The sequence below is a fragment of the Flavobacterium sp. CR10 genome, from assembly GCF_055814415.1.
In genome coordinates this window covers 2,450,666-2,470,229 of record NZ_CP185985.1, presented here as the reverse complement: position 1 = coordinate 2,470,229, position 19,564 = coordinate 2,450,666, and the positions used below count along the sequence as shown (strand labels likewise).

Here is a 19,564-nt window from a genome sequence, read left to right as displayed (position 1 = left end):
AACCTTTTAAACCACTCTAATGAAAAAAACACTACTATTTGTTTTGTTATGGACGATTTCGATTGCTAAATTATCTGCCAGTGAGCCTGATACACTTAGAACATATTATGATAAAATTGATAAATCCTTTCACTATGAATCTGGAAAAATTACTTTAACTGAAGGAAACGGAATCTTAAATGTTCCAAAAGGATTCAAATTTTTAAATGCAGAACAAACCCAAAATGTTCTCACCAATTTATGGGGAAATCCTGAAGACAAATCAATTTTAGGTTCGCTCGTTCCAGATGGAAAAGGCGTTACACATTCTGACAGCTGGATGTTTGTAATTAGCTATCAAGGGGACGGTTATGTAAAAGATGATGATGCTGATGATATTGATTATGACGATCTTCTTAAAACGATGAAAGAAGATGTGGCTACTGCCAATGTGGAAAGAAAGAATGCAGGTTATCCCGAAGTTCAATTAATTGGTTGGGCATCTAAACCATTTTATGACAATAATTTAAAAGTATTGCACTGGGCAAAAGAACTACAGTTTGGACAGGATAAAGAACACACTTTAAATTATGACTTAAGAGTTTTAGGAAGAAAAGGAATGTATAATATTTCTGCTGTTGCTGGTGTAAATCAGTTAGCAGAAGTTAAAGCAAGTATTCCAGGAATCATCAAAAGTGTTGAGTTCAATGACGGACATAAATACCTTGATTTTGATGCAGACACAGACACTGTCGCAGCTTGGACAATCGGAGGTTTGGTGGCTGGAAAAGTATTAGCAAAAGTTGGATTCTTTGCTATTTTAGCAAAATTCGGAAAATTTATTGTAATCGGAATTATTGCTGCTTTTGCTGCAATAAAGAAATTTCTTTTTGGAGACAAAGATCAAATAGTCACAAAACCTGCTGAAGAAACTGCTCTTTTAGAAGAAAATAATTCTACTGAAGAGTAAACCTTTTTTAGTCACGAATTCCCGAATTTTAGTTTTTTTCATTGTAAAGAATTAATTCGTGAATTCGTGGCTATTTTAAATTATTGCGAGAAGAAAAAAACTCTGTACCTTTGCCCCTCTGCAACTTTGAGCCTTAAAAAAAATGAAACAAATTACTTCAGTTCAAAATCCGTATATCAAATCTTTGGTTTTACTTCAAGAAAAAGCCAAAGCCAGAAAACAAACCGGAACATTTTTGATCGAAGGACAACGCGAAATTTCATTAGCTATAAAAGGCGGTTACGAAATCGAAACGGTTTTATTTTTACCAGAATTAGTTTCAGAATCAGAAATCAACAAACTGATTCAAAATCCATTTCAGATTATCGAAATCAACAAAGAAGTTTACCAAAAACTGGCCTATCGCGATACAACGGAAGGAATTTTAGCTGTAGCGAAAACCAAATCATTAAAATTATCTGATTTAAAACTATCCGATAATCCATTAATTCTTGTGGTTGAATCTTTAGAAAAACCAGGGAATATTGGTGCCGTTTTGCGAACTGCAGATGCAGCCAATTTGGACGCAGTTTTAATTGCCAATCCAAAAAGCGATTTATACAATCCGAACATTGTGCGTTCTAGCGTAGGATGCCTTTTTACGAATCAGATTGCAACTGGAACATCAGCAGAAATTATTGCTTTTTTGAAAGAAAAAAAGATCAATTTCTACAGCGCCACTTTACAGAATTCCACTTCATATCATACTCAGAATTTCACAACTCCAACCGCTTTGGTTGTGGGCACAGAAGCAACTGGTTTAACGCAAGAATGGCGTGACGAAGCAACTCAAAACATCATTATTCCAATGCAGGGAGAAATAGACAGTATGAACGTTTCTGTTGCTGCTGCTATTTTAATTTTTGAAGCAAAAAGACAAAGAGGATTCTAATTTGAAAGGTGCAAAGGGACAAAGGGATAAAGGTTCTGAGGTTCAAATTAAAAGTCTTCAACTTTTAATTTTTAATCTTTAATTTTTAATTTAAAAAAACGACTGCTTCAATGTCTAGCTGAGCAGAGTCGAAGCCTTATTCCTACATGGAAAATCTAAAATCTGCACTCTAAAATCAACAATCTAAAATCTTGTGTATGTTCAAACTAATTCTTATTTTTAGTACTTGAACTATGCCGTTATGACAGAAATAGATATAGAAAAAGAAAACAAAGCTATTGCGCAGGAATACAAGGAATTACTTCGAATAAGTTACCAAACTTTAAGCCCTACTGACAAGAAATTAATTAGAAAAGCTTTTGATGTTGCCGTTGATGCTCACAAAGATCAGAGACGTAAATCAGGAGAAGCCTATATCTTTCATCCTATTGCAGTTGCAAAAATTGTTGCCTCAGAAATTGGTCTGGGCGCGACCGCTATTGCTGCGGCTTTAATGCACGATGTTGTAGAAGATACACCAATGACTGTTGAAGACATTGAGCGTTTATTTAATCCGAAAGTAGCCCAGCTAGTTGAAGGCCTTACTAAAATCTCATTGGTTCAAAAAGATTTAAATGCCTCGATGCAAGCTGAGAATTTCAGAAAAATGATTCTGACTTTAAATGATGATGTTCGCGTAATTTTAATTAAACTGGCAGACCGTTTGCACAATATGCAGACAATGGATTCGATGGCGGAATACAAACAGACCAAAATCGCATCTGAAACTTTATACATTTATGCTCCTCTAGCCCACCGTTTGGGACTTTACAACATTAAAACCAAACTTGAAGATTTAGGATTAAAATATACCGAACCAGCAGTTTATGATGACATTGTAAGCAAAATTCGTGAGACTAAGGAAGAGCAAGACGCTTATATCAAAGATATTTCGGAGGTTTTGAAGAAATCTTTAGACAACGAAGGCATCGATTACATTATCAAAGGCCGACCAAAATCGATTTATTCTATTCGCCGAAAAATGCGTGCTCAAAACGTAACCTTCGATGAAGTTTATGACAAATTTGCGCTTAGAATTGTCTATAAAGCAGATCCACATGAAGAAAAGTTCTTAGCTTGGAAAATATACTCTATCGTAACAGACCACTACAGACCGAGTCCGAGCCGTCTTCGTGATTGGATTTCATCACCAAAATCAACTGGTTATGAAGCACTTCACATTACCGTTATGGGACCAAAAGGACGCTGGGTTGAAGTTCAGGTGCGAAGCGAACGTATGGATGAAATTGCAGAAAAAGGTTATGCAGCTCATTACAAATATAAAAACGGCGCAACAGAAGAAAGCGGTTTAGATACTTGGTTAAACTTGCTTCGCGAAGCCTTGGAAAATCAAGAAACCAATGCGGTTGATTTTGTGGAAGATTTTAAAATGAATTTGTATTCTAAAGAAATCTTTGTCTTTACGCCAAAAGGAGAAATTAAATCATTGCCAAAAGGCGCCACTTCTCTTGATTTCGCTTTCAGCATTCACTCAGAAATTGGAATTAAAACCCGAGGAACTCGTGTAAACGGAAGATTAGTTCCATTAAATCATGAATTAAAAAGTGGCGATCAGGTCGAAGTAATTACTTCTCCAAACCAGAAACCAACAGTAAACTGGTTAGAATATGTAACGACTTCGAGAGCAAAAAATAAAATCAAAAACGTTCTTAACGAGAACACTAAAAAGATTGCAGAAGAAGGAAAAGAATTACTGGTTAGAAAATTAAAACATTTAAAAGTTACTTTTAACGAACAGGTAACTAATGAACTTGTAAACTTTTTCAAACTAAAAACAAGTTTAGATTTATTTTATAGAGTTGGAATTGGTGCGATCGAAAATCAGCAGTTGAAAGATTATGCGGCACAAAAAAGCAATTCGTTCATCAATTTCTTCAAAAATAAAATTAAACGAAATAAAGATACTGCAGCCGAAGATATTCATAAGCCAGTCATCAGCAGCAATTATGACATGCTGGTTTTTGGAACTGAACATGACAAGTTAGATTATAAATTATCGCAATGCTGTAACCCTATTCCTGGTGATGATGTTTTTGGTTTTGTTACGATTAATGAAGGAATAAAAGTGCATAAGAAAGATTGTCCGAACGCAATTGGAATGCAGTCGAATTATGCTTACAGAATCATGAGTGCCAAATGGATTGATTCTTCACAAGAGGAATTCAAAGCCATTATCAATATCACCGGAATGGACGTTTTAGGACTTACCAACCAACTGACACGAGTAATTTCGAACAATATGAGCGTCAATATTCAAAGTATTTCCTTGAGTACAGACGCCGGAATTTTCCACGGTCAGATTGCGGTAATTGTAAAAAACAATACCATTTTAAAGAAAATGATCAATGCCATTAAGAAAATTGACGGGGTCGATAAGGTTACCAGAGAGTACAGAACCTAACTTTTTAGGGAAACTATAAGAATTTTGTAACGAAACTTTAAACCCGAAACTTTTATTCATTAAAAATAAAAAATTATCTTTGCCGGATATGACACTTATTTCAACTGACAACACTAAGAATCAAGAAATTGTAAAAAATGTTTTTACACTATATCTTGAACAAAAAGGGCATCGCAAAACTCCTGAGCGTTATGCTATACTTCAGGAAATTTACGACAGCGAGGAGCATTTTGATATCGAAAACCTTTATATCAAAATGAAAAACAAAAACTATCGTGTGAGTAGAGCTACTTTATACAACACGATTGAGTTATTGTTGGACTGCGCTTTGGTTAGAAAACATCAATTTGGACAAAATCAGGCTTACTACGAAAAATCATATTTTGATAAACAGCATGATCACATCATTATGACAGATTCGGGAGAAGTAATTGAATTTTGTGATCCAAGAATTCAAACCATCAAAAAGACTATTGAAGAAATTTTTGATATTGAAATCACTAATCATTCGCTTTATTTCTACGGAAACAAAAAGCAAAATTCAAATTCATAGTCTATTCAATTAGACTTTTTCAAAAAAAAATAAAAAAAGAAAATTAACTACATAATCAGTAGGACGACTTAGATTGTCCCAACGCAAATTAAAACAGAATGACCGTAGATTTATTACTAGGATTACAATGGGGAGATGAAGGTAAAGGAAAAATTGTAGACGTACTTACCTCAAATTATGACATTATTGCACGTTTTCAAGGAGGACCAAATGCAGGACATACATTAGAATTTGACGGAATTAAACACGTACTTAGAACAATCCCTTCTGGAATTTTTCATAAAAACTCAGTAAATGTTATCGGAAATGGTGTTGTAATTGATCCTGTAGTTTTTCAAAAAGAAATTGAAGGTTTAGAAAAATTCAACCTTGATATCAAAAGCAAATTAATCATTTCGAGAAAAGCACATTTAATTTTACCAACTCACCGTTTATTAGATGCTGCTTCTGAGGCTTCTAAAGGAAAAGCGAAAATTGGTTCTACTCTTAAAGGAATTGGGCCAACTTACATGGACAAAACTGGTAGAAACGGCTTACGTGTTGGAGATATTGAATTAGAAGATTTTAAAGAGCGTTACAGAGCTTTAGCTGACAAACACGAAGCCATGATTGCTTTCTATGATGTTAACATTCAATACAACTTAGCTGAATTAGAAAAAGAATTCTTTGAAGCTATCGAAGAATTGAAAAAATTAGATTTCATTGACAGCGAAGAATACATGCACCAAGCTCAAAAAGCGGGTAAATCTATTCTTTGCGAAGGAGCTCAAGGATCTTTACTAGATGTTGATTTCGGAACTTATCCTTTCGTAACTTCATCAAACACTACTGCTGCTGGAGCTTGTACAGGTTTAGGAATTGCGCCTAACAAAATCAAAGAGGTTTACGGAATTTTCAAAGCTTACGTTACACGTGTAGGTAGCGGACCTTTCCCTACTGAACTTTTTGACGAAGTTGGTGCTACAATGGCAAAAGTAGGTAACGAATTTGGTTCTGTAACAGGAAGACAAAGACGTTGCGGATGGTTAGACCTTGTTGCTTTAAAATATGCAGTTCAAGTTAACGGAGTTACTCAGTTAATGATGATGAAAGGTGATGTTCTTTCTGGTTTCGAAACTTTAAAAGTTTGTACTGAATACAACTACAAAGGACAAAACATTTCTCACTTCCCTTATAACATTGAACCAGAAAATGTTACTCCGGTTTACAAAGAGTTTAAAGGATGGAAGCAAGATTTAACAGGATTGACAACTTACGATCAATTGCCAATTGAGCTAAAAGAATATATTGAGTTTATTGAAAAAGAAATCGAAGTGCCAATCAAAATCGTATCGGTTGGACCAGATAGAAAACAAACAATAACAAAATAATACATTTAAACGCTCTGATTATCAGAGCGTTTTTTTTGACTCTTACTGACATGAGAAAAAATCCAGAAATTGAGATCACAGAAACCAAGTTATTATCAGACAATTGGTATGTCTTAAACAAAGTTACTTTTAACTATAAAAAAGAAAACGAAAAAGTAGAATCGCATATTCGTGAAGTTTATGACCGCGGAAATGGTGCTGGAATTTTATTATACAATTCAACCAAAAAAACGGTTATACTGACGCGTCAGTTTCGTCTTCCAACTTTCCTTAACGGAAATAAAACAGGAATGATGATCGAAGTTTGCGCTGGTCTTTTGGACAAAGACAATGCAGAGCAAGCTATTATTCGCGAAACAGAAGAAGAAACAGGATATCGAATTTCTAAAGTTCAAAAAGTTATTGAAACGTATATGTCACCAGGTTCTGTAACAGAGATTTTGTATTTATTTGTTGGCGAATATGACGAAAGCATGAAAGTAAGTTCTGGCGGCGGACTTGACGCAGAACAAGAAAACATCGAAGTTTTAGAATATACTTTTGATGAAGCTTACGCTATGATTGAATCTGGAGAAATTACAGATGCCAAAACCATTATGTTACTGCAGCATGCAAAAATTAAAGGCTTGATTTAAAAGTTTTTTGAGTATTTTAGATTGATTAAAAAATCTAAAATGCTCAAATTCAAAATAGCTCTTATTTTCTTTTTACCGCTTTTCGCTTTTTCTCAAAACGAAAAATGGCCAGCAGAAAAACTCAAGCAAGATTTAACCATTTTTAAAGAAATAAGAGAAAAAGCCAATTCTGGACTTTATAAATACAGAACAAAACAGCAGATTGACAGTATTTATTCTTGGGCTTTTTCGCAGATCAATACGCCCAAAAGCCTTATAGAATTTTATAAAATAGTTTTGCAGATTACCGATTTTGAAGGAAGTCTGCATAACGACACTACACTTCCTGAAGATTTTGAAAAGAAATATTCATCGGGAAATGTTTTCTTTCCTTTTCCTGTAAAACTTATTAATGGTCAGCTTATTCTTAATTTTGAAAATACTCAAATTCCGCTGGGTTCTCAAATTTATAGCATTAACGGAATCAAAACTTCAAAACTGCTTTCGTCTTTCTACAAATATTACACTACCGACGGTTATAATATCACAGGAAAATCAATCGGAATCGGGAGTTCTTTTGCCAAATATTTTGAAATGGAATATGGTCCGCAAAAGAGATTTACAGTAGAATATTCGCTTCCAAATCAAACCAAAAGATTAAAAAAAACTATTTCAGCTGTTTCAAACGAAATTCGAAAAGAGAATTTCAAAAACCGCCATTCACTTCCCATTGATAGTTTACAATACAATCGCGCAAAGGATAAATATTCTTTTAAAGTCATTTCTAATAATACCGCTTTACTTTCTGTCCATACTTTTGTAATTGGCCGAAATGCAAAACATAAAGAACATTTGGCTTATAAAAAATACCTAGACAGTTGTTTTAATTATCTTTCAAAAAACAATCAGATAAAGAATTTAATTGTTGATGTAAGAAATAATGGCGGTGGAACTGATCCTAACGACATTGTTACCTTTTCTTATTTAGCAGAAAAACCGTTTCGTGAAAATGCATCTGCTTATGTCAATTTTCAAGAAGTTCCTTTTTCTGAATATTTAGTTTATGAAGAAACTGAACCGCAGAAAAAACAGGAAGAAAAAAAGGATTTTGAAGATGAATTGAAAGAAGAATTTCCAAAGTCGGAAAACGGGAAATACATTCAAGACGAAAAATTCAACCCATTATTACAGGCTGAGAAAAACAGTTTTAAAGGTCAGATTTATTTATTAATAAGTCCAAGAATTGCTTCTGCAGGCTCCTTATTTGCTTCTTTGGTTGCAGGAAACACAAATGCAATTGTTGTTGGCGAAGAAACTATGGGCGGTTATTTCGGTCATAATGGCCACACTCCTATTGAATACGAATTGCCCAATACCAAAATTAAAACACAATTTTCGATTGTAAATCTAGAACAAGATGTTCCTAAAAAGCCCAATCAGATTTTTGGAAGGGGCATAATTCCAGATTATGAAGTGAAGCAGACTTTTGAAGATTTTATGAAAAACAGAGATACGCAATTGGAATATACTTTGAAATTGATTGAGGAATAAATTGAATATTTTTGGAAATTTTCTTCATCAGAACACAATTTAAAATTCCTGAATACTCAAACAAAATTCTGATTATAAATCACTTAACTTTTTAATTTTTCTAAAAATAATAGCTATATTATCAACACGTCAGAAGAAAAATGAGCTATTTGAAATTTTTAATGAAAATCTCGAAACCAATTCAAAAAATTATGTAACCCTTTTCAGCTATCAGATGTATAACTTTATATTCATAAAAATACCAACCTATGAAAAAGTTATATTACACAGCAAACGCCCTACTGATTTTAATGTTAGTCTTATTAGGTTCTTGTAAAAAAACCGATACTATCACATTGACTGAAAATAAAAAAGAAAAAAAGAAAGTAATTGAATATAAAAAGCCAGAGACAGTCTCTTATCAAATCACAAATACAAAAGAATGGCTGAAACTAAATGAAGCTGACAGTTCTAAAATGGATATTGTTTACGCTTTAAACAGAACAGATAAAGCCAATTTTAAAAAACTGGATTCTGTTGTAATTCCAGCAGATTTTAGCGGAGATTTGGTTTACTATCTTCCGTTTCCGTTACATGTTTCGGCTTTAGAAGAAGTTTCAAAAATTATCCTTTTTTCTTATCCTACACAGACCTTTGCTGCTTACGAAAACGGTGAATTGGTGCGTACGGGTCCAACCAATATGGGAAGAAAAAAAGATCCTACTCCTACTGGATTGTTTTTCACCAATTGGAAAGCAGAAAAAACAACCAGTACATTTAACGATGAATGGGAACTAAAATGGAACTTTAACATTGAAAATAAGCTAGGAGTTGGCTTTCATCAATACGATTTACCAGGATATCCTGCTTCTCATTCTTGTTTGAGATTATTAGAAAAAGATGCCAAATATCTTTACACATTTGCTGACGAATGGATTCTAAAAGACAAAGAAAATGTAAAAGTAAAAGGAACTCCTGTCGTGGTTTTTGGAAGTTATGATTTTGACGGACCAAAACCTTGGCTAAAATTGGCATCAGATCCTGAAGCTCTAAATATTCCAGAATCTGAAATTGAAAATCAGGTAAAACCGTTTTTAAAAGAGATTTTAGAAAATCAAAATCTAAGAGAAGCCGAGCCTACAAAAACAATATAAATATACTCTCGATAAAAAAAATCAGCTGAAATAATATACTTTATTTCAGCTGATTTTTTTTATTCTTGTCAATACCAAATGTAAATATTTGACTAAAGCCCAACACTTAACCATTATGAACCTCCAGCTAAAGCGGGAGGCAATTTATAAAGTTCAAACCTCTGAACTTTGAACCTTTGCCTCTTTGCTCCTTTGCACCTAAAAAAAGAAAAAAACTTAGAATCTCAGAAGCTTAGAATCTTAGCAATTTAAAAAAAACAATCATAAATAAGCGATCGTTCATTTATTATTTATATCTTTGTACCATAATTAATTAGAATTATGAGAACAAGAGATATTAATAAAGAAGAAATTGTAAAGCAAAAAGCAATAGAAATGATCGTAAACCAAGGCATAGAAGGCTTTGGAATGAACCGTTTGGCAAAAGAATGCGGAATATCTGTAGCTACACTTTATATCTATTATTCAGACAAGGAAGATTTGATTCGTAAAATTGGAATCGAAATTGGCCAAAATTTCTTTGAAAAGATGTTTGACGGTTTTTCTACAGATATGTCTTTCAGAGACGGATTACGAAATCAATGGGAAAATCGTATTTATTTTACTCAAAATTTTGCGCTGCAAGCCACGTGTTTTGACCTTTTAAGGCATTCTACTTACGGCGATGCAATCATACAAGAAGTGACAGGAGAATACAAGCAAATGATGACTGAGTTTATGCTTTCAGCAATTGAAAGAAAAGAACTTATTTCTGTTCCTTATGAAGTCTTTTGGAGCATTGCTTACGGTTCGCTTTATTCTCTTTTAGAATTTCACAGAGACGGAAAATCAATGTCTGGAAAATCTTTTGTTCTTAAAGAAGAGATTAAAAATGAAGCTTTTAATCTGGTTTTAAAAGCGCTGACTCCATAAATAAATCTCAAATTCCAAATTCCAAATTCTAAATTCCAAATTCCAAATTCCAATCTTGGGACCTAAAGACAAACTCCAAAAACTAAATTCCAAAAACTAAATTCTCAATACTTTATCACTCTGTGCAAAGTCGTAAAGTAATTTCAATAATATTAATTTCAATAAAAATGAAAACTTCAATTATAGAAAATAAAAAAATTGCCATTATTGGCGGCGGTCCGGTTGGACTTACTACAGCTAGAATTTTACAAATTAATGGTGCTGATGTAAAAGTTTATGAAAGAGACATAAATGCTCAAGCTAGAACTTCGGGTGGAACTCTTGATATTCACTCAGATTCTGGACAGTTTGCGATTCAGAAAGCAGGTTTAATGGATGAATTCTACAAATATGCTCGACCAACTGGCGAGAAAATGGCTAATATGGACGGAAACATTACTTCTGATGAAATGCCAAATGAAACCAATGCTTTTTCGCGTCCAGAAATTGACCGAAATGATCTTAGAAAAATTATGCTGGACAACCTCAAAGAAGGTACAGTTATTTGGGATAGCCAACTAGTTAATATTGAAAAAACAGAAAATCAATATGTTTTAGAATTTAAAAACGGCACAAAAACAACCGCAGACTTTGTAATTGTTGCCAATGGCGGACGATCTAACGCTAGAAAATTTGTAAGCGATCAAGAACCTCAGCTTTCTGGAACCTATATTATTCAGGGAGAAATTGTAAATCCTGATCAAGATTATCCTGAGTTTAAGCCGAAATACGGAAACGGAAATGTGATGGCAATGGGCGAACATAAAATGTTTTATACGCATACCATGCGCGATGGTTCTGTACATTTTGGTGTTTCTTTTAAAGCTGACGAAGATTGGATTTCAAATCACGGAATCAACTTTGAAGATGATAAAGCCGTGATTGCTTTTTTAAATGAGACTTTTAAAAACTGGAACGATGATTACAAAAAATTCTTTGCTGCTTCGACTGAATTTTCTGGTTTGCCATTGCGTTTATTTTCTTTAGAAGAACCTTGGAAACAACATTCAAACATTACGCTTGTTGGCGACGCAGCTCACTTAATGCCTCCATTTGCTGGCGAAGGCGTAAATATGGGATTATTTGATGCTTTTCATTTAACCCAAAACTTAACCAACGCAAAATTTGAAACCATTGATGAAGCAATCGCCGATTACGAGAAAAAAATGTTCGGTTATGCATTAGAAGCACAGCGCATGACAAAGAAAATGGAAGATTTACTGCATTCTGATATCGTTGCTGAAGATATTTTGAGTAGTCGTGGTATGTGATTTTTTTTCACCATGTAAGTGATATAAGTTCTTCTATATAACGTTTATCATTCTGAGGAACGAAGAATCACACGAAGGATTCGACAAAGACATAACACAGTCTTGTCATTTCGAACGAAGAGAGAAATCTTCACAAGTGGCTCGCCAAAGATTGATGATATGCTTTACGGAGTTTCTTACGAAGATTTCTCTCTTCGTTCGAAATGACAAAATTATGCAGAATTATAAAAAAAGGCGTAAGAAAAAAAAATCTTACGCCTTTTGTTTTATACCAAAACTTAAAATTATCTAGAATAATTCGGAGCTTCTTTTGTAATTGTTACGTTATGAGGGTGACTTTCAGTAATTCCACTTGAAGTGATTCTTACGAAACGACCTGTTTCTTGTAAAGTAGGAATATCTTTTGAACCACAGTATCCCATACCTGCACGAAGACCTCCAATAAACTGAAGCATACTTTCGTTTAATTCTCCTTTGTAAGGAACGCGTCCAACGATTCCTTCCGGAACTAATTTTTTAACATCGTCTTCAACATCTTGGAAATAACGATCTTTAGAACCTGTCTGCATTGCTTCAACAGATCCCATTCCGCGGTAAGATTTGAATTTTCTTCCTTCAAAAATGATTGTTTCTCCCGGAGATTCTTTTGTTCCTGCCAATAATGAGCCTAACATTACACAGTCAGCACCTGCAGCGATAGCTTTAGGGATATCTCCTGTATAACGAATTCCACCGTCAGCAATAACTGGAACTCCTGTTCCTTTAATAGCTGCAGCAACTTCTAAAACTGCTGAGAATTGAGGGAAACCAACACCTGCAACGATACGAGTTGTACAGATAGAACCAGGTCCGATTCCAACCTTTACTCCGTCTGCTCCGTTTTCTACTAAATATTTAGCAGCTTCTGGAGTAGCGATGTTTCCAACTACTACGTCTATTTGAGGGAATTTTGATTTTACTTCTTTTAATACATTCACTACACCTTCTGTGTGTCCGTGAGCTGTATCGATAATGATGGCGTCTACACCAGCAGCAACCAAAGCTTCTGCTCTTTGAACAGCATCTCCAGTAACTCCAATTGCAGCAGCAACTCTTAAACGGCCAAAAGAATCTTTGTTTGCGATTGGCTTTTGAGTCAGTTTTGTAATATCTCTGAAAGTGATTAAACCAACTAATTCGTTTTTATCGTTTACAACTGGTAATTTTTCGATTTTGTGACCTTGTAAAACTACTTCTGCCTGCTCTAGTGAAGTTCCTTCAGAAACCGTTACTAAGTTTTGGCTTGTCATAACCTCAGCGATAGGTCTTGCTCCGTTTTTCTCGAAACGTAAGTCACGGTTTGTAACGATACCTTTAAGGATTTTATTTTCGTCAACGATTGGAATACCACCGATTCCAAATTCTTTCATAGCGTTTTTAGCGTCAGCAATTGTAGAATTCATTGGTAAAGTTACCGGATCGATAATCATACCTGCTTCAGCACGTTTTACTTTTCGAACTTTTCCTGCTTGCTGTTCGATAGTCATATTTTTATGTAAAACACCAATTCCGCCTTCTTGAGCCATAGCAATTGCCATCGCGCTTTCTGTAACTGTATCCATCGCAGCTGATACAATTGGAACGTTTAATGTAATGTTTTTTGAGAATCTTGATTTAATGCTCACTTCGCGAGGAAGCACATTCGAGTAGTTAGGTACTAATAATACATCGTCGTAAGTTAAACCTTCGCCGATAATCTTGGAGTTGTGTGCTATCATGGTGCAATTTCTAGTTGAATTGCGTGCAAATATAGTGAATAAATTGCTAACTTGAATACTAACTTATTCATAAATTTATATTTACAGGAAAAGTCTTTCAAATTAAATTCCAATTTTTTTAAATTCCAAATTCCAAGTCAGATCGAAAAAAAGCTTCGCTTTTTTTGGAGTTTGGAGTTTGGAGTTTGGAATTTAAAAAAATTGGAATTTATCTATTCTTTATTATCTTGAAAGACAAAATTGATTCCGAGCTGAAAGGCCGCGCTGCTAGCTTTGGAAATATCTTTATATTCTAATACGTTATTGACTAGAGCATAAATATTTACTGGACCAATTGTTCCTGCAAGTCCTAAACCAATGTTTTTATTTGAAAAAGTATCTAAAGTGTAAGTGGCTTTTAGATCTAATTTCTTAAAAATATTTCTTCTGTAAAAAGCTGTCAAGGCAAATAACGGTGTTCTAGGGGCTGACATTGCAAAAAGCTGTGCTCCTACTGCATTTTTATAATATTTATTGACTTTTCCGTGACAATTACATTCATCATCAGGACGCTCTTCTCCAAATGAATATTGAATGGAAGAATACAATTTTGTCGGACGCCAAGTGGTATACTTATTATAAAGTGTATCTCTTGGTATGGCTTTATCAAATTCGTCGAAAACATTTTCTGGATCATCTGTACCCATAAAATCTGGATTAGCACCATTGTATTGGTAAGTTCCTTTGTAGGTAAGAGTTTCTATATCTTTGGTTTGTCGCACAAAACCTAAATCTATAATACTTGCCGTTAGCTGTAAATTATCTTTTATATAATAGGTAATTCCAGCATCGACACCAAAACCTAGGCTTCCATTAAAAAAGGTATTATTGGCAATATCACGAGCTACATTTCCTTCGTATTCATCTTTTGTAAAGCGAGCAAGTCCAGAAGTTTTTAATTCTAAATTGGAAGAAATAACTTGATTGTAAAGGTTTGGAGTTCCCGCTTCTTGTCCTGTATAAATATATCCTGAATTTTTTGTAGAAGTAGCATTTGCACCGCTCGAATAAATTTTAGCGCGCCCTCCATAAACAAATTTATCATTGACCTTTTTATGAAAACCGACGTGAAAAACAGAAAGCACTTCGGCTTTCATATTTAAATCGCCTAAATTAAATGATTTTCCGATATAATCTCTATTTCCATTTAAGGCCAACAAAGCCAAATCTTTTGGAACGAACATAAAGAAATCAAATTCCTGATATACCCCAAATGAAATATAAGAACGGCTTTCTCTTCCTCCTATTCTAAATCCGCCAGAAAACAATTCCAGCTGCTGATTGGTCACCACTTTATCATTGCTGGAAGATTTATTAATGACGTTTCTGACTTTTTGATTAAAATCTACTCCATCATTCGCGAATAAATCATAAGCTGAGAAACTGCTTGACCCCACATTTGCCGAAATTCCAGATAAAACAGGAAATCCGAAATAATATTTATACGAAACATCTGCTCCAGGATTTACAAGCGAGGATTGCGGAATTGAAGTAAAGTTATATAACAGCTCTCTGTTTTGAGCAAAACAGGAAAGATGAAAAAACAAGCAAAGAATTAGTGCCTTTCTCATTCGATTACTAAATAAGCTGTTGCACTTGATCTTAATTTTAAATTTCCAAGACTTCCACTATTTAACGGAGGACCCGCAGCAATTATTACCACAAAGCCAATTTTTTGGGTTTGTTTTAAAAGATCTAATCGCGCGTTTTCAAAAACTTCTGTTGGGTATTTTATAACATTTGGCGTTCCTTTATAGGATGGAACTGTAAAAGATATGGTCTGTAAGATCTTATTTTCTGCATCAAGCAAAAGCATGTTTATGACAAAAGAACGATTTATGTTATTCTCTATTTCAAAATCAAACTCGGCTTTTTTAAGGCGTTCATTAAAAAATTTATTTTTAAAAATATCAAAATCTCTTACGTCAGGATAAATATTTGTACTTCCATCATCTTCAAGTTTATTTGCCGGAATATCAAAATAAGCAAGATTTGCCACAAACACAGGCTCAAGCTTAAAATCGTTTACCTGATTAAAATCTAAATCGCTTGAACAGGAAAACAATAAAAAGACTGAAAATAATATAATTGAAATTTTACTTCGAAGTTGTGATCTCATGATATTAATTATGTCAATACTAAATGTACTGCATTATGGCTACATTTATTGTCGAAGGTAAGAAAAATAACCTTTTTTTTAATGAAACTTTCCGAACAATTTTGAAGCTTCGTTATAAGCACTTTCAAAACTAAGTGAATTAAGTCCTGTTACTTTTTTATTGGCTGTAAAATACGAAATCAGTTTTTCTGTTGGCATGTTTCCTGTTAGTTTATCGGTTGCCATTGGACATCCTCCAAAACCTTGAATTGCACCATCAAAACGCGTACAGCCAGCTTTTGCCGCAGCATCGATTTTTTCGAACCAGCTTTCTGGTGTTGTATGCAAATGAGCGCCGAATTCAATTTCAGGATATTTCGGAATCAAATCTGAAAACAAATAGGTAATGACTTCTGGCGTAGAAGTCCCAACAGTATCAGAAAGCGAAAGGATTTTAACTCCCATTCCAGCCAATTTTTCAGTCCATTCGCCTACAATTTCAACATTCCAAGGATCTCCATAAGGATTTCCGAAACCCATAGAAAGATACGTAACCACTTCTTTGTTTTTCTTATCTGCCACTTCGAGAATTTCCTCTAGTGTAACTAAAGATTCTGCAATAGTTTTATGTGTATTACGCATCTGAAAGTTCTCAGAAATAGAAAATGGAAAACCTAAATATTGAATCTGCTCATAGTTAGCAGCTGTTATCGCACCTTGTGTGTTGGCAATAATAGAAAGCAATTTACTTGATGTTTGAGACAAATCAAGCTGTTCTAAAACGGCAGCAGTATCCTGCATCTGCGGAATAGCTTTTGGAGAAACAAAACTTCCAAAATCAATGGTATCAAAGCCAACTCGCAATAAAGCTTGTATATAAGTAACTTTATTTTTTGTCGGAATAAAATCCTTAATACCTTGCATGGCATCACGAGGGCACTCGATAATTTTAATTTCTTTACTCAAAGCATATTCTTTTTGTAAAGGCTAAGTTAGTTTCTTTTTTAATGAAATAAAAATTATGTTTTTTTTAAAACCATATAAGTTATATAAGTTTATTTAATAGCATTCTAAAATCTGCCGTTCAGGGTTACACAGTCTGAATTGTAGAGACGCACTGCAGTGCGTCTACGCAAAGGGAATCCGCAATGCTGGAAATACTAGACATGAGACTGCAGTGCGTCTCTACAACCTGTCGCAAAAACTGCGTAAAAAAACCGAAACACAAAACTATTACCTAAAAACGTAATAATTTAAATTATTACCAAAAAATGTAATATTATGTTTTATTACTTATATTTGTAATAGAAAGTTTATTATTTTTTAATTATATTTGATTATGACTAGTATAATTACGGGCGACATAATTGGCTCTAGACAACAGCAATCTGAACATTGGGTTGAAGATTTAAAAAAAATCTTAGCTCCGTTTGGCCATACGCCAAGTCAGTGGGAAATCTATCGCGGCGATGAATTTCAGGTCGAAATAGCAAATCCTGAAGATGCACTGATTACCGCTATTTTAATAAAAGCACATTTAAGAGCCGTTAAATCTGATGCGCGCATGAGCATTGGCTTTGGAGATAAAACACATAATGGAGAACGAATTTCTGAAAGCAATGGTTCTGCTTTTATCAATTCTGGAGAGCTTTTTGAAACTTTAAAAAAACAAAAAATTACGTTGGCTCTGCGAACAGGCGATATTAATTTTGATGAAAAACTGAATTTAATGCTACAATTGGCATTAACTTTTATGGACAGTTGGCTAGTACAATCGGCAGAATTTGTAGCTGTTGCAATCGAAAATCCAACCTTATCGCAAGAAGAAATAGGTCAAAAACTAGGCATTAATCAAGCTGCTGTGAGCAGAAGACAAAAACGTGCTCAGTTTGATCTGGTTCAGAATTTAGACAGATATTTTAGAAAACAAATAAAACAACTTACAGCCCCATGATTTTATTTATAAAACTGCTTCTTGCTCATTTATTAGGTGATTTTATCTGGCAACCAAATTCTTGGGTAGCCGACAAAGAAATTAAGAAACATAAAAGCATTTACTTATACATTCATATTTTACTTCATGGAGCGCTGGCGGCAATTCTGGTTGGAGAAATCAATTTTATACCCTATGCCGTAATTATTGCCGTTACGCATGGCATTATTGATTTAATCAAACTGAATTTCCAGAAAAATAAAACAAAACGCACTTGGTTTGTAGTCGACCAAATTGCTCATATTTTAATTTTAATTGGAATTGCGCTTCTTTATGAAAATAAGCCAATTCCTAATTTTTGGGAAGACAATCAATTCTGGATCTTGTTAACTGGATTTTTATTGCTCACCAAACCAACCTCTATTTTTATAAAAACCATTATCTCAATCTGGGCGCCAGAAAGCAAAAACAGCAATCAGGATAACTCGCTAATTGCTGCTGGAAATTATATTGGTATTTTAGAACGCTTATTTGTTTTCGGTTTTATTTTAACCGGACATTTTGAAGCAATAGGATTTCTATTGGCCGCAAAATCTATCTTTAGATTCGGAGATTTAAAAGAAGCCAAAGACAGAAAATTGACCGAATATGTTTTAATCGGAACTTTAATCAGCTTTGGAATGGCAATACTTGCCGGATTATCCGTTCAAGCTTTATTTTTACAATTGCTCTAAAACTTTTTTGTTGATTGCTTTTATCAATGCTGGACCTTCATAAATAAATCCAGTGTACAATTGTACCAAACTTGCTCCTGCGTTTAATTTTTCAATTGCATCATCTGCAGAATGAATTCCTCCTACTCCAATAATTGGGAATGCTTTATTGCTTTTTTCTGAAAGAAAACGAATTACTTCTGTAGAACGTTTCGTTAATGGTTTTCCAGATAAACCTCCCATTTCTGTTTGATTCGGAGATTGCAATCCTTCTCTAGAAATAGTGGTATTTGTTGCAATTACACCTGCAATTTGAGTTGTTTTTACAATATCAATGATATCTAATAACTGCTCATCTGTTAAGTCTGGAGCAATTTTTAAAAGAATTGGTTTTACTTTTTGCGTGCTTGTTTTTTGCTTTTCGATATTTCTGTTCTGTAAAGTCTGCAATAAGGCTGTCAAAGGTTCTTTATCTTGTAAAGCTCTTAAATTTGGTGTATTTGGCGAACTTACATTCACTACAAAATAATCTACATGATTAAAAAGTGCATCAAAACAAATGATATAATCTTTTACGGCATCTTCGTTATCGGTCACTTTATTTTTCCCGATATTTCCTCCAATCAAAACTCCTGAGTTCTTTTTAAGACGCTCTACAGCTTCCAAAACTCCACCATTATTAAACCCCATTCGGTTAATAATCGCTTGATCTTCTTTTAGACGGAATAAACGTTTTTTTGGATTTCCTTCTTGTCCAACTGGCGTTACAGTTCCGATTTCGATAAAACCAAAACCAAGATCGCTTAGTTCTTTGTAAAGTTTCGCATCTTTATCAAAACCAGCCGCAAGTCCAACGGGATTTTTGAATTTAATTCCGAAAACTTCTCTTTCTAATCGAGTGTCTTTTACTTCATAAATCGATCTTACAATTGCCGAAACTCCAGGTATTTTTGAAATGAATTTTAAAAATGAGAAAGTAAAGTAATGTACTTTTTCTGGATCAAAACAAAAAAGTATCGGACGAATTATCAATTTATACATAAGAGTTGTGTTGTTGTTATTTTGGCTGCAAATTTAAATATTATAGTTTAAAAAGGTGCTTTTTTACAAAAAACAAATAATTTCATTTTTGTTTAATTATTTCAGCTATAAATAAAACAATTTTAAAAATTCATACTGGCTATCAATCAAAAACTTGTTTTTTATGTTGCAAATTATAAAATGAAACCATTTTAGCTTG

The 19,564-nt window shown here is 33.9% G+C and carries 17 protein-coding genes; 12 read left to right on the top strand and 5 right to left on the bottom strand.

The features are described 5' to 3' along the window. Positions 1–19: 19 nt before the first annotated feature. From ACNRYB_RS11005 to ACNRYB_RS10960, 10 genes are all read left to right on the top strand, one after another. On the top strand, positions 20–949 hold the full coding sequence (locus ACNRYB_RS11005) for a DUF2167 domain-containing protein (RefSeq protein WP_129747289.1): 930 nt from the start codon (positions 20–22) through the stop codon (positions 947–949). 142 nt (positions 950–1,091) lie between these two features. After that, positions 1,092–1,880 (top strand): TrmH family RNA methyltransferase, encoded by a 789-nt coding sequence (locus ACNRYB_RS11000; protein ID WP_343707853.1) that lies wholly within the window; start codon positions 1,092–1,094, stop codon positions 1,878–1,880. A 241-nt stretch (positions 1,881–2,121) separates the two neighbouring features. Further along, the gene (locus ACNRYB_RS10995; RefSeq protein ID WP_129747287.1) at positions 2,122–4,341 is read left to right on the top strand and encodes a RelA/SpoT family protein; all 2,220 of its coding nucleotides are present in this window, start codon (positions 2,122–2,124) and stop codon (positions 4,339–4,341) included. An 88-nt stretch (positions 4,342–4,429) separates the two neighbouring features. Next, positions 4,430–4,894, top strand: a complete 465-nt coding sequence (locus tag ACNRYB_RS10990) for a Fur family transcriptional regulator (RefSeq protein WP_008462215.1) — start codon at positions 4,430–4,432, stop codon at positions 4,892–4,894. A 98-nt stretch (positions 4,895–4,992) separates the two neighbouring features. Continuing rightward, entirely contained in the window at positions 4,993–6,264 is a 1,272-nt protein-coding gene (locus ACNRYB_RS10985; protein ID WP_129747286.1) for an adenylosuccinate synthase, read from the top strand. Positions 6,265–6,314: 50 nt separating this feature from the next. Further along, a complete protein-coding gene (locus ACNRYB_RS10980) occupies positions 6,315–6,899 on the top strand; it encodes an NUDIX domain-containing protein (protein WP_129747285.1) in 585 nt (194 codons plus the stop codon). A gap of 39 nt (positions 6,900–6,938) precedes the next feature. Then, positions 6,939–8,429, top strand: a complete 1,491-nt coding sequence (locus ACNRYB_RS10975; protein WP_129747284.1) for a S41 family peptidase — start codon at positions 6,939–6,941, stop codon at positions 8,427–8,429. A gap of 248 nt (positions 8,430–8,677) precedes the next feature. Further along, entirely contained in the window at positions 8,678–9,562 is an 885-nt protein-coding gene (locus ACNRYB_RS10970; protein ID WP_473730076.1) for a L,D-transpeptidase, read from the top strand. Between the two features lie 321 nt (positions 9,563–9,883). Next, positions 9,884–10,474, top strand: a complete 591-nt coding sequence (locus ACNRYB_RS10965) for a TetR/AcrR family transcriptional regulator (protein WP_473730075.1) — start codon at positions 9,884–9,886, stop codon at positions 10,472–10,474. A 167-nt stretch (positions 10,475–10,641) separates the two neighbouring features. After that, positions 10,642–11,784: an FAD-dependent oxidoreductase gene (locus ACNRYB_RS10960; protein WP_473730074.1), complete on the top strand. Its 1,143-nt coding sequence runs from the start codon at positions 10,642–10,644 to the stop codon at positions 11,782–11,784. Between the two features lie 284 nt (positions 11,785–12,068). On the opposite strand, the gene guaB is transcribed toward ACNRYB_RS10960, so the two are convergent. The 4 genes from guaB to ACNRYB_RS10940 form a co-directional block, all read right to left on the bottom strand. Further along, on the bottom strand, positions 12,069–13,541 hold the full coding sequence (gene guaB, locus ACNRYB_RS10955; RefSeq protein ID WP_260673064.1) for an IMP dehydrogenase: 1,473 nt from the start codon (positions 13,539–13,541) through the stop codon (positions 12,069–12,071). Between the two features lie 212 nt (positions 13,542–13,753). Continuing rightward, positions 13,754–15,151 (bottom strand): DUF5723 family protein, encoded by a 1,398-nt coding sequence (locus ACNRYB_RS10950; protein WP_473730073.1) that lies wholly within the window; start codon positions 15,149–15,151, stop codon positions 13,754–13,756. After that, positions 15,148–15,699, bottom strand: coding sequence for a hypothetical protein (locus ACNRYB_RS10945; RefSeq protein ID WP_473730072.1), 552 nt, complete (start codon positions 15,697–15,699; stop codon positions 15,148–15,150). Before ACNRYB_RS10945 ends, ACNRYB_RS10950 begins: the two co-directional genes overlap by 4 nt. A gap of 78 nt (positions 15,700–15,777) precedes the next feature. Further along, on the bottom strand, positions 15,778–16,644 hold the full coding sequence (locus ACNRYB_RS10940; RefSeq protein WP_473730071.1) for a beta/alpha barrel domain-containing protein: 867 nt from the start codon (positions 16,642–16,644) through the stop codon (positions 15,778–15,780). A gap of 373 nt (positions 16,645–17,017) precedes the next feature. Here ACNRYB_RS10940 and ACNRYB_RS10935 point away from each other — a divergent pair, with 373 nt between their 5' ends. Together ACNRYB_RS10935 and ACNRYB_RS10930 are read left to right on the top strand one after the other, a co-directional pair. Continuing rightward, positions 17,018–17,632: an RNA polymerase sigma factor sigma-70 region 4 domain-containing protein gene (locus ACNRYB_RS10935; protein ID WP_473730070.1), complete on the top strand. Its 615-nt coding sequence runs from the start codon at positions 17,018–17,020 to the stop codon at positions 17,630–17,632. Next, positions 17,629–18,345: a DUF3307 domain-containing protein gene (locus tag ACNRYB_RS10930; protein ID WP_473730069.1), complete on the top strand. Its 717-nt coding sequence runs from the start codon at positions 17,629–17,631 to the stop codon at positions 18,343–18,345. The genes ACNRYB_RS10935 and ACNRYB_RS10930 overlap by 4 nt, the downstream gene beginning before the upstream one ends. Here ACNRYB_RS10930 and ACNRYB_RS10925 read toward each other — a convergent pair. Then, a complete protein-coding gene (locus ACNRYB_RS10925; protein WP_473730068.1) occupies positions 18,331–19,365 on the bottom strand; it encodes a quinone-dependent dihydroorotate dehydrogenase in 1,035 nt (344 codons plus the stop codon). The genes ACNRYB_RS10930 and ACNRYB_RS10925 overlap by 15 nt on opposite strands. Positions 19,366–19,564 lie beyond the last annotated feature (199 nt).

What these genes read in the sequence shown, in the direction of transcription:
- ACNRYB_RS11005 (WP_129747289.1), top strand. Translation starts at nt 20, where the DNA reads ATGAAAAAAACACTACTATTTGTTTTGTTATGGACGATTTCGATTGCT.
- ACNRYB_RS11000 (WP_343707853.1), top strand. Translation starts at nt 1,092, where the DNA reads ATGAAACAAATTACTTCAGTTCAAAATCCGTATATCAAATCTTTGGTT.
- ACNRYB_RS10995 (WP_129747287.1), top strand. Translation starts at nt 2,122, where the DNA reads ATGACAGAAATAGATATAGAAAAAGAAAACAAAGCTATTGCGCAGGAA.
- ACNRYB_RS10990 (WP_008462215.1), top strand. Translation starts at nt 4,430, where the DNA reads ATGACACTTATTTCAACTGACAACACTAAGAATCAAGAAATTGTAAAA.
- ACNRYB_RS10985 (WP_129747286.1), top strand. Translation starts at nt 4,993, where the DNA reads ATGACCGTAGATTTATTACTAGGATTACAATGGGGAGATGAAGGTAAA.
- ACNRYB_RS10980 (WP_129747285.1), top strand. Translation starts at nt 6,315, where the DNA reads ATGAGAAAAAATCCAGAAATTGAGATCACAGAAACCAAGTTATTATCA.
- ACNRYB_RS10975 (WP_129747284.1), top strand. Translation starts at nt 6,939, where the DNA reads ATGCTCAAATTCAAAATAGCTCTTATTTTCTTTTTACCGCTTTTCGCT.
- ACNRYB_RS10970 (WP_473730076.1), top strand. Translation starts at nt 8,678, where the DNA reads ATGAAAAAGTTATATTACACAGCAAACGCCCTACTGATTTTAATGTTA.
- ACNRYB_RS10965 (WP_473730075.1), top strand. Translation starts at nt 9,884, where the DNA reads ATGAGAACAAGAGATATTAATAAAGAAGAAATTGTAAAGCAAAAAGCA.
- ACNRYB_RS10960 (WP_473730074.1), top strand. Translation starts at nt 10,642, where the DNA reads ATGAAAACTTCAATTATAGAAAATAAAAAAATTGCCATTATTGGCGGC.
- guaB (WP_260673064.1), bottom strand. Translation starts at nt 13,541, where the DNA reads ATGATAGCACACAACTCCAAGATTATCGGCGAAGGTTTAACTTACGAC.
- ACNRYB_RS10950 (WP_473730073.1), bottom strand. Translation starts at nt 15,151, where the DNA reads ATGAGAAAGGCACTAATTCTTTGCTTGTTTTTTCATCTTTCCTGTTTT.
- ACNRYB_RS10945 (WP_473730072.1), bottom strand. Translation starts at nt 15,699, where the DNA reads ATGAGATCACAACTTCGAAGTAAAATTTCAATTATATTATTTTCAGTC.
- ACNRYB_RS10935 (WP_473730070.1), top strand. Translation starts at nt 17,018, where the DNA reads ATGACTAGTATAATTACGGGCGACATAATTGGCTCTAGACAACAGCAA.
- ACNRYB_RS10930 (WP_473730069.1), top strand. Translation starts at nt 17,629, where the DNA reads ATGATTTTATTTATAAAACTGCTTCTTGCTCATTTATTAGGTGATTTT.
- ACNRYB_RS10925 (WP_473730068.1), bottom strand. Translation starts at nt 19,365, where the DNA reads ATGTATAAATTGATAATTCGTCCGATACTTTTTTGTTTTGATCCAGAA.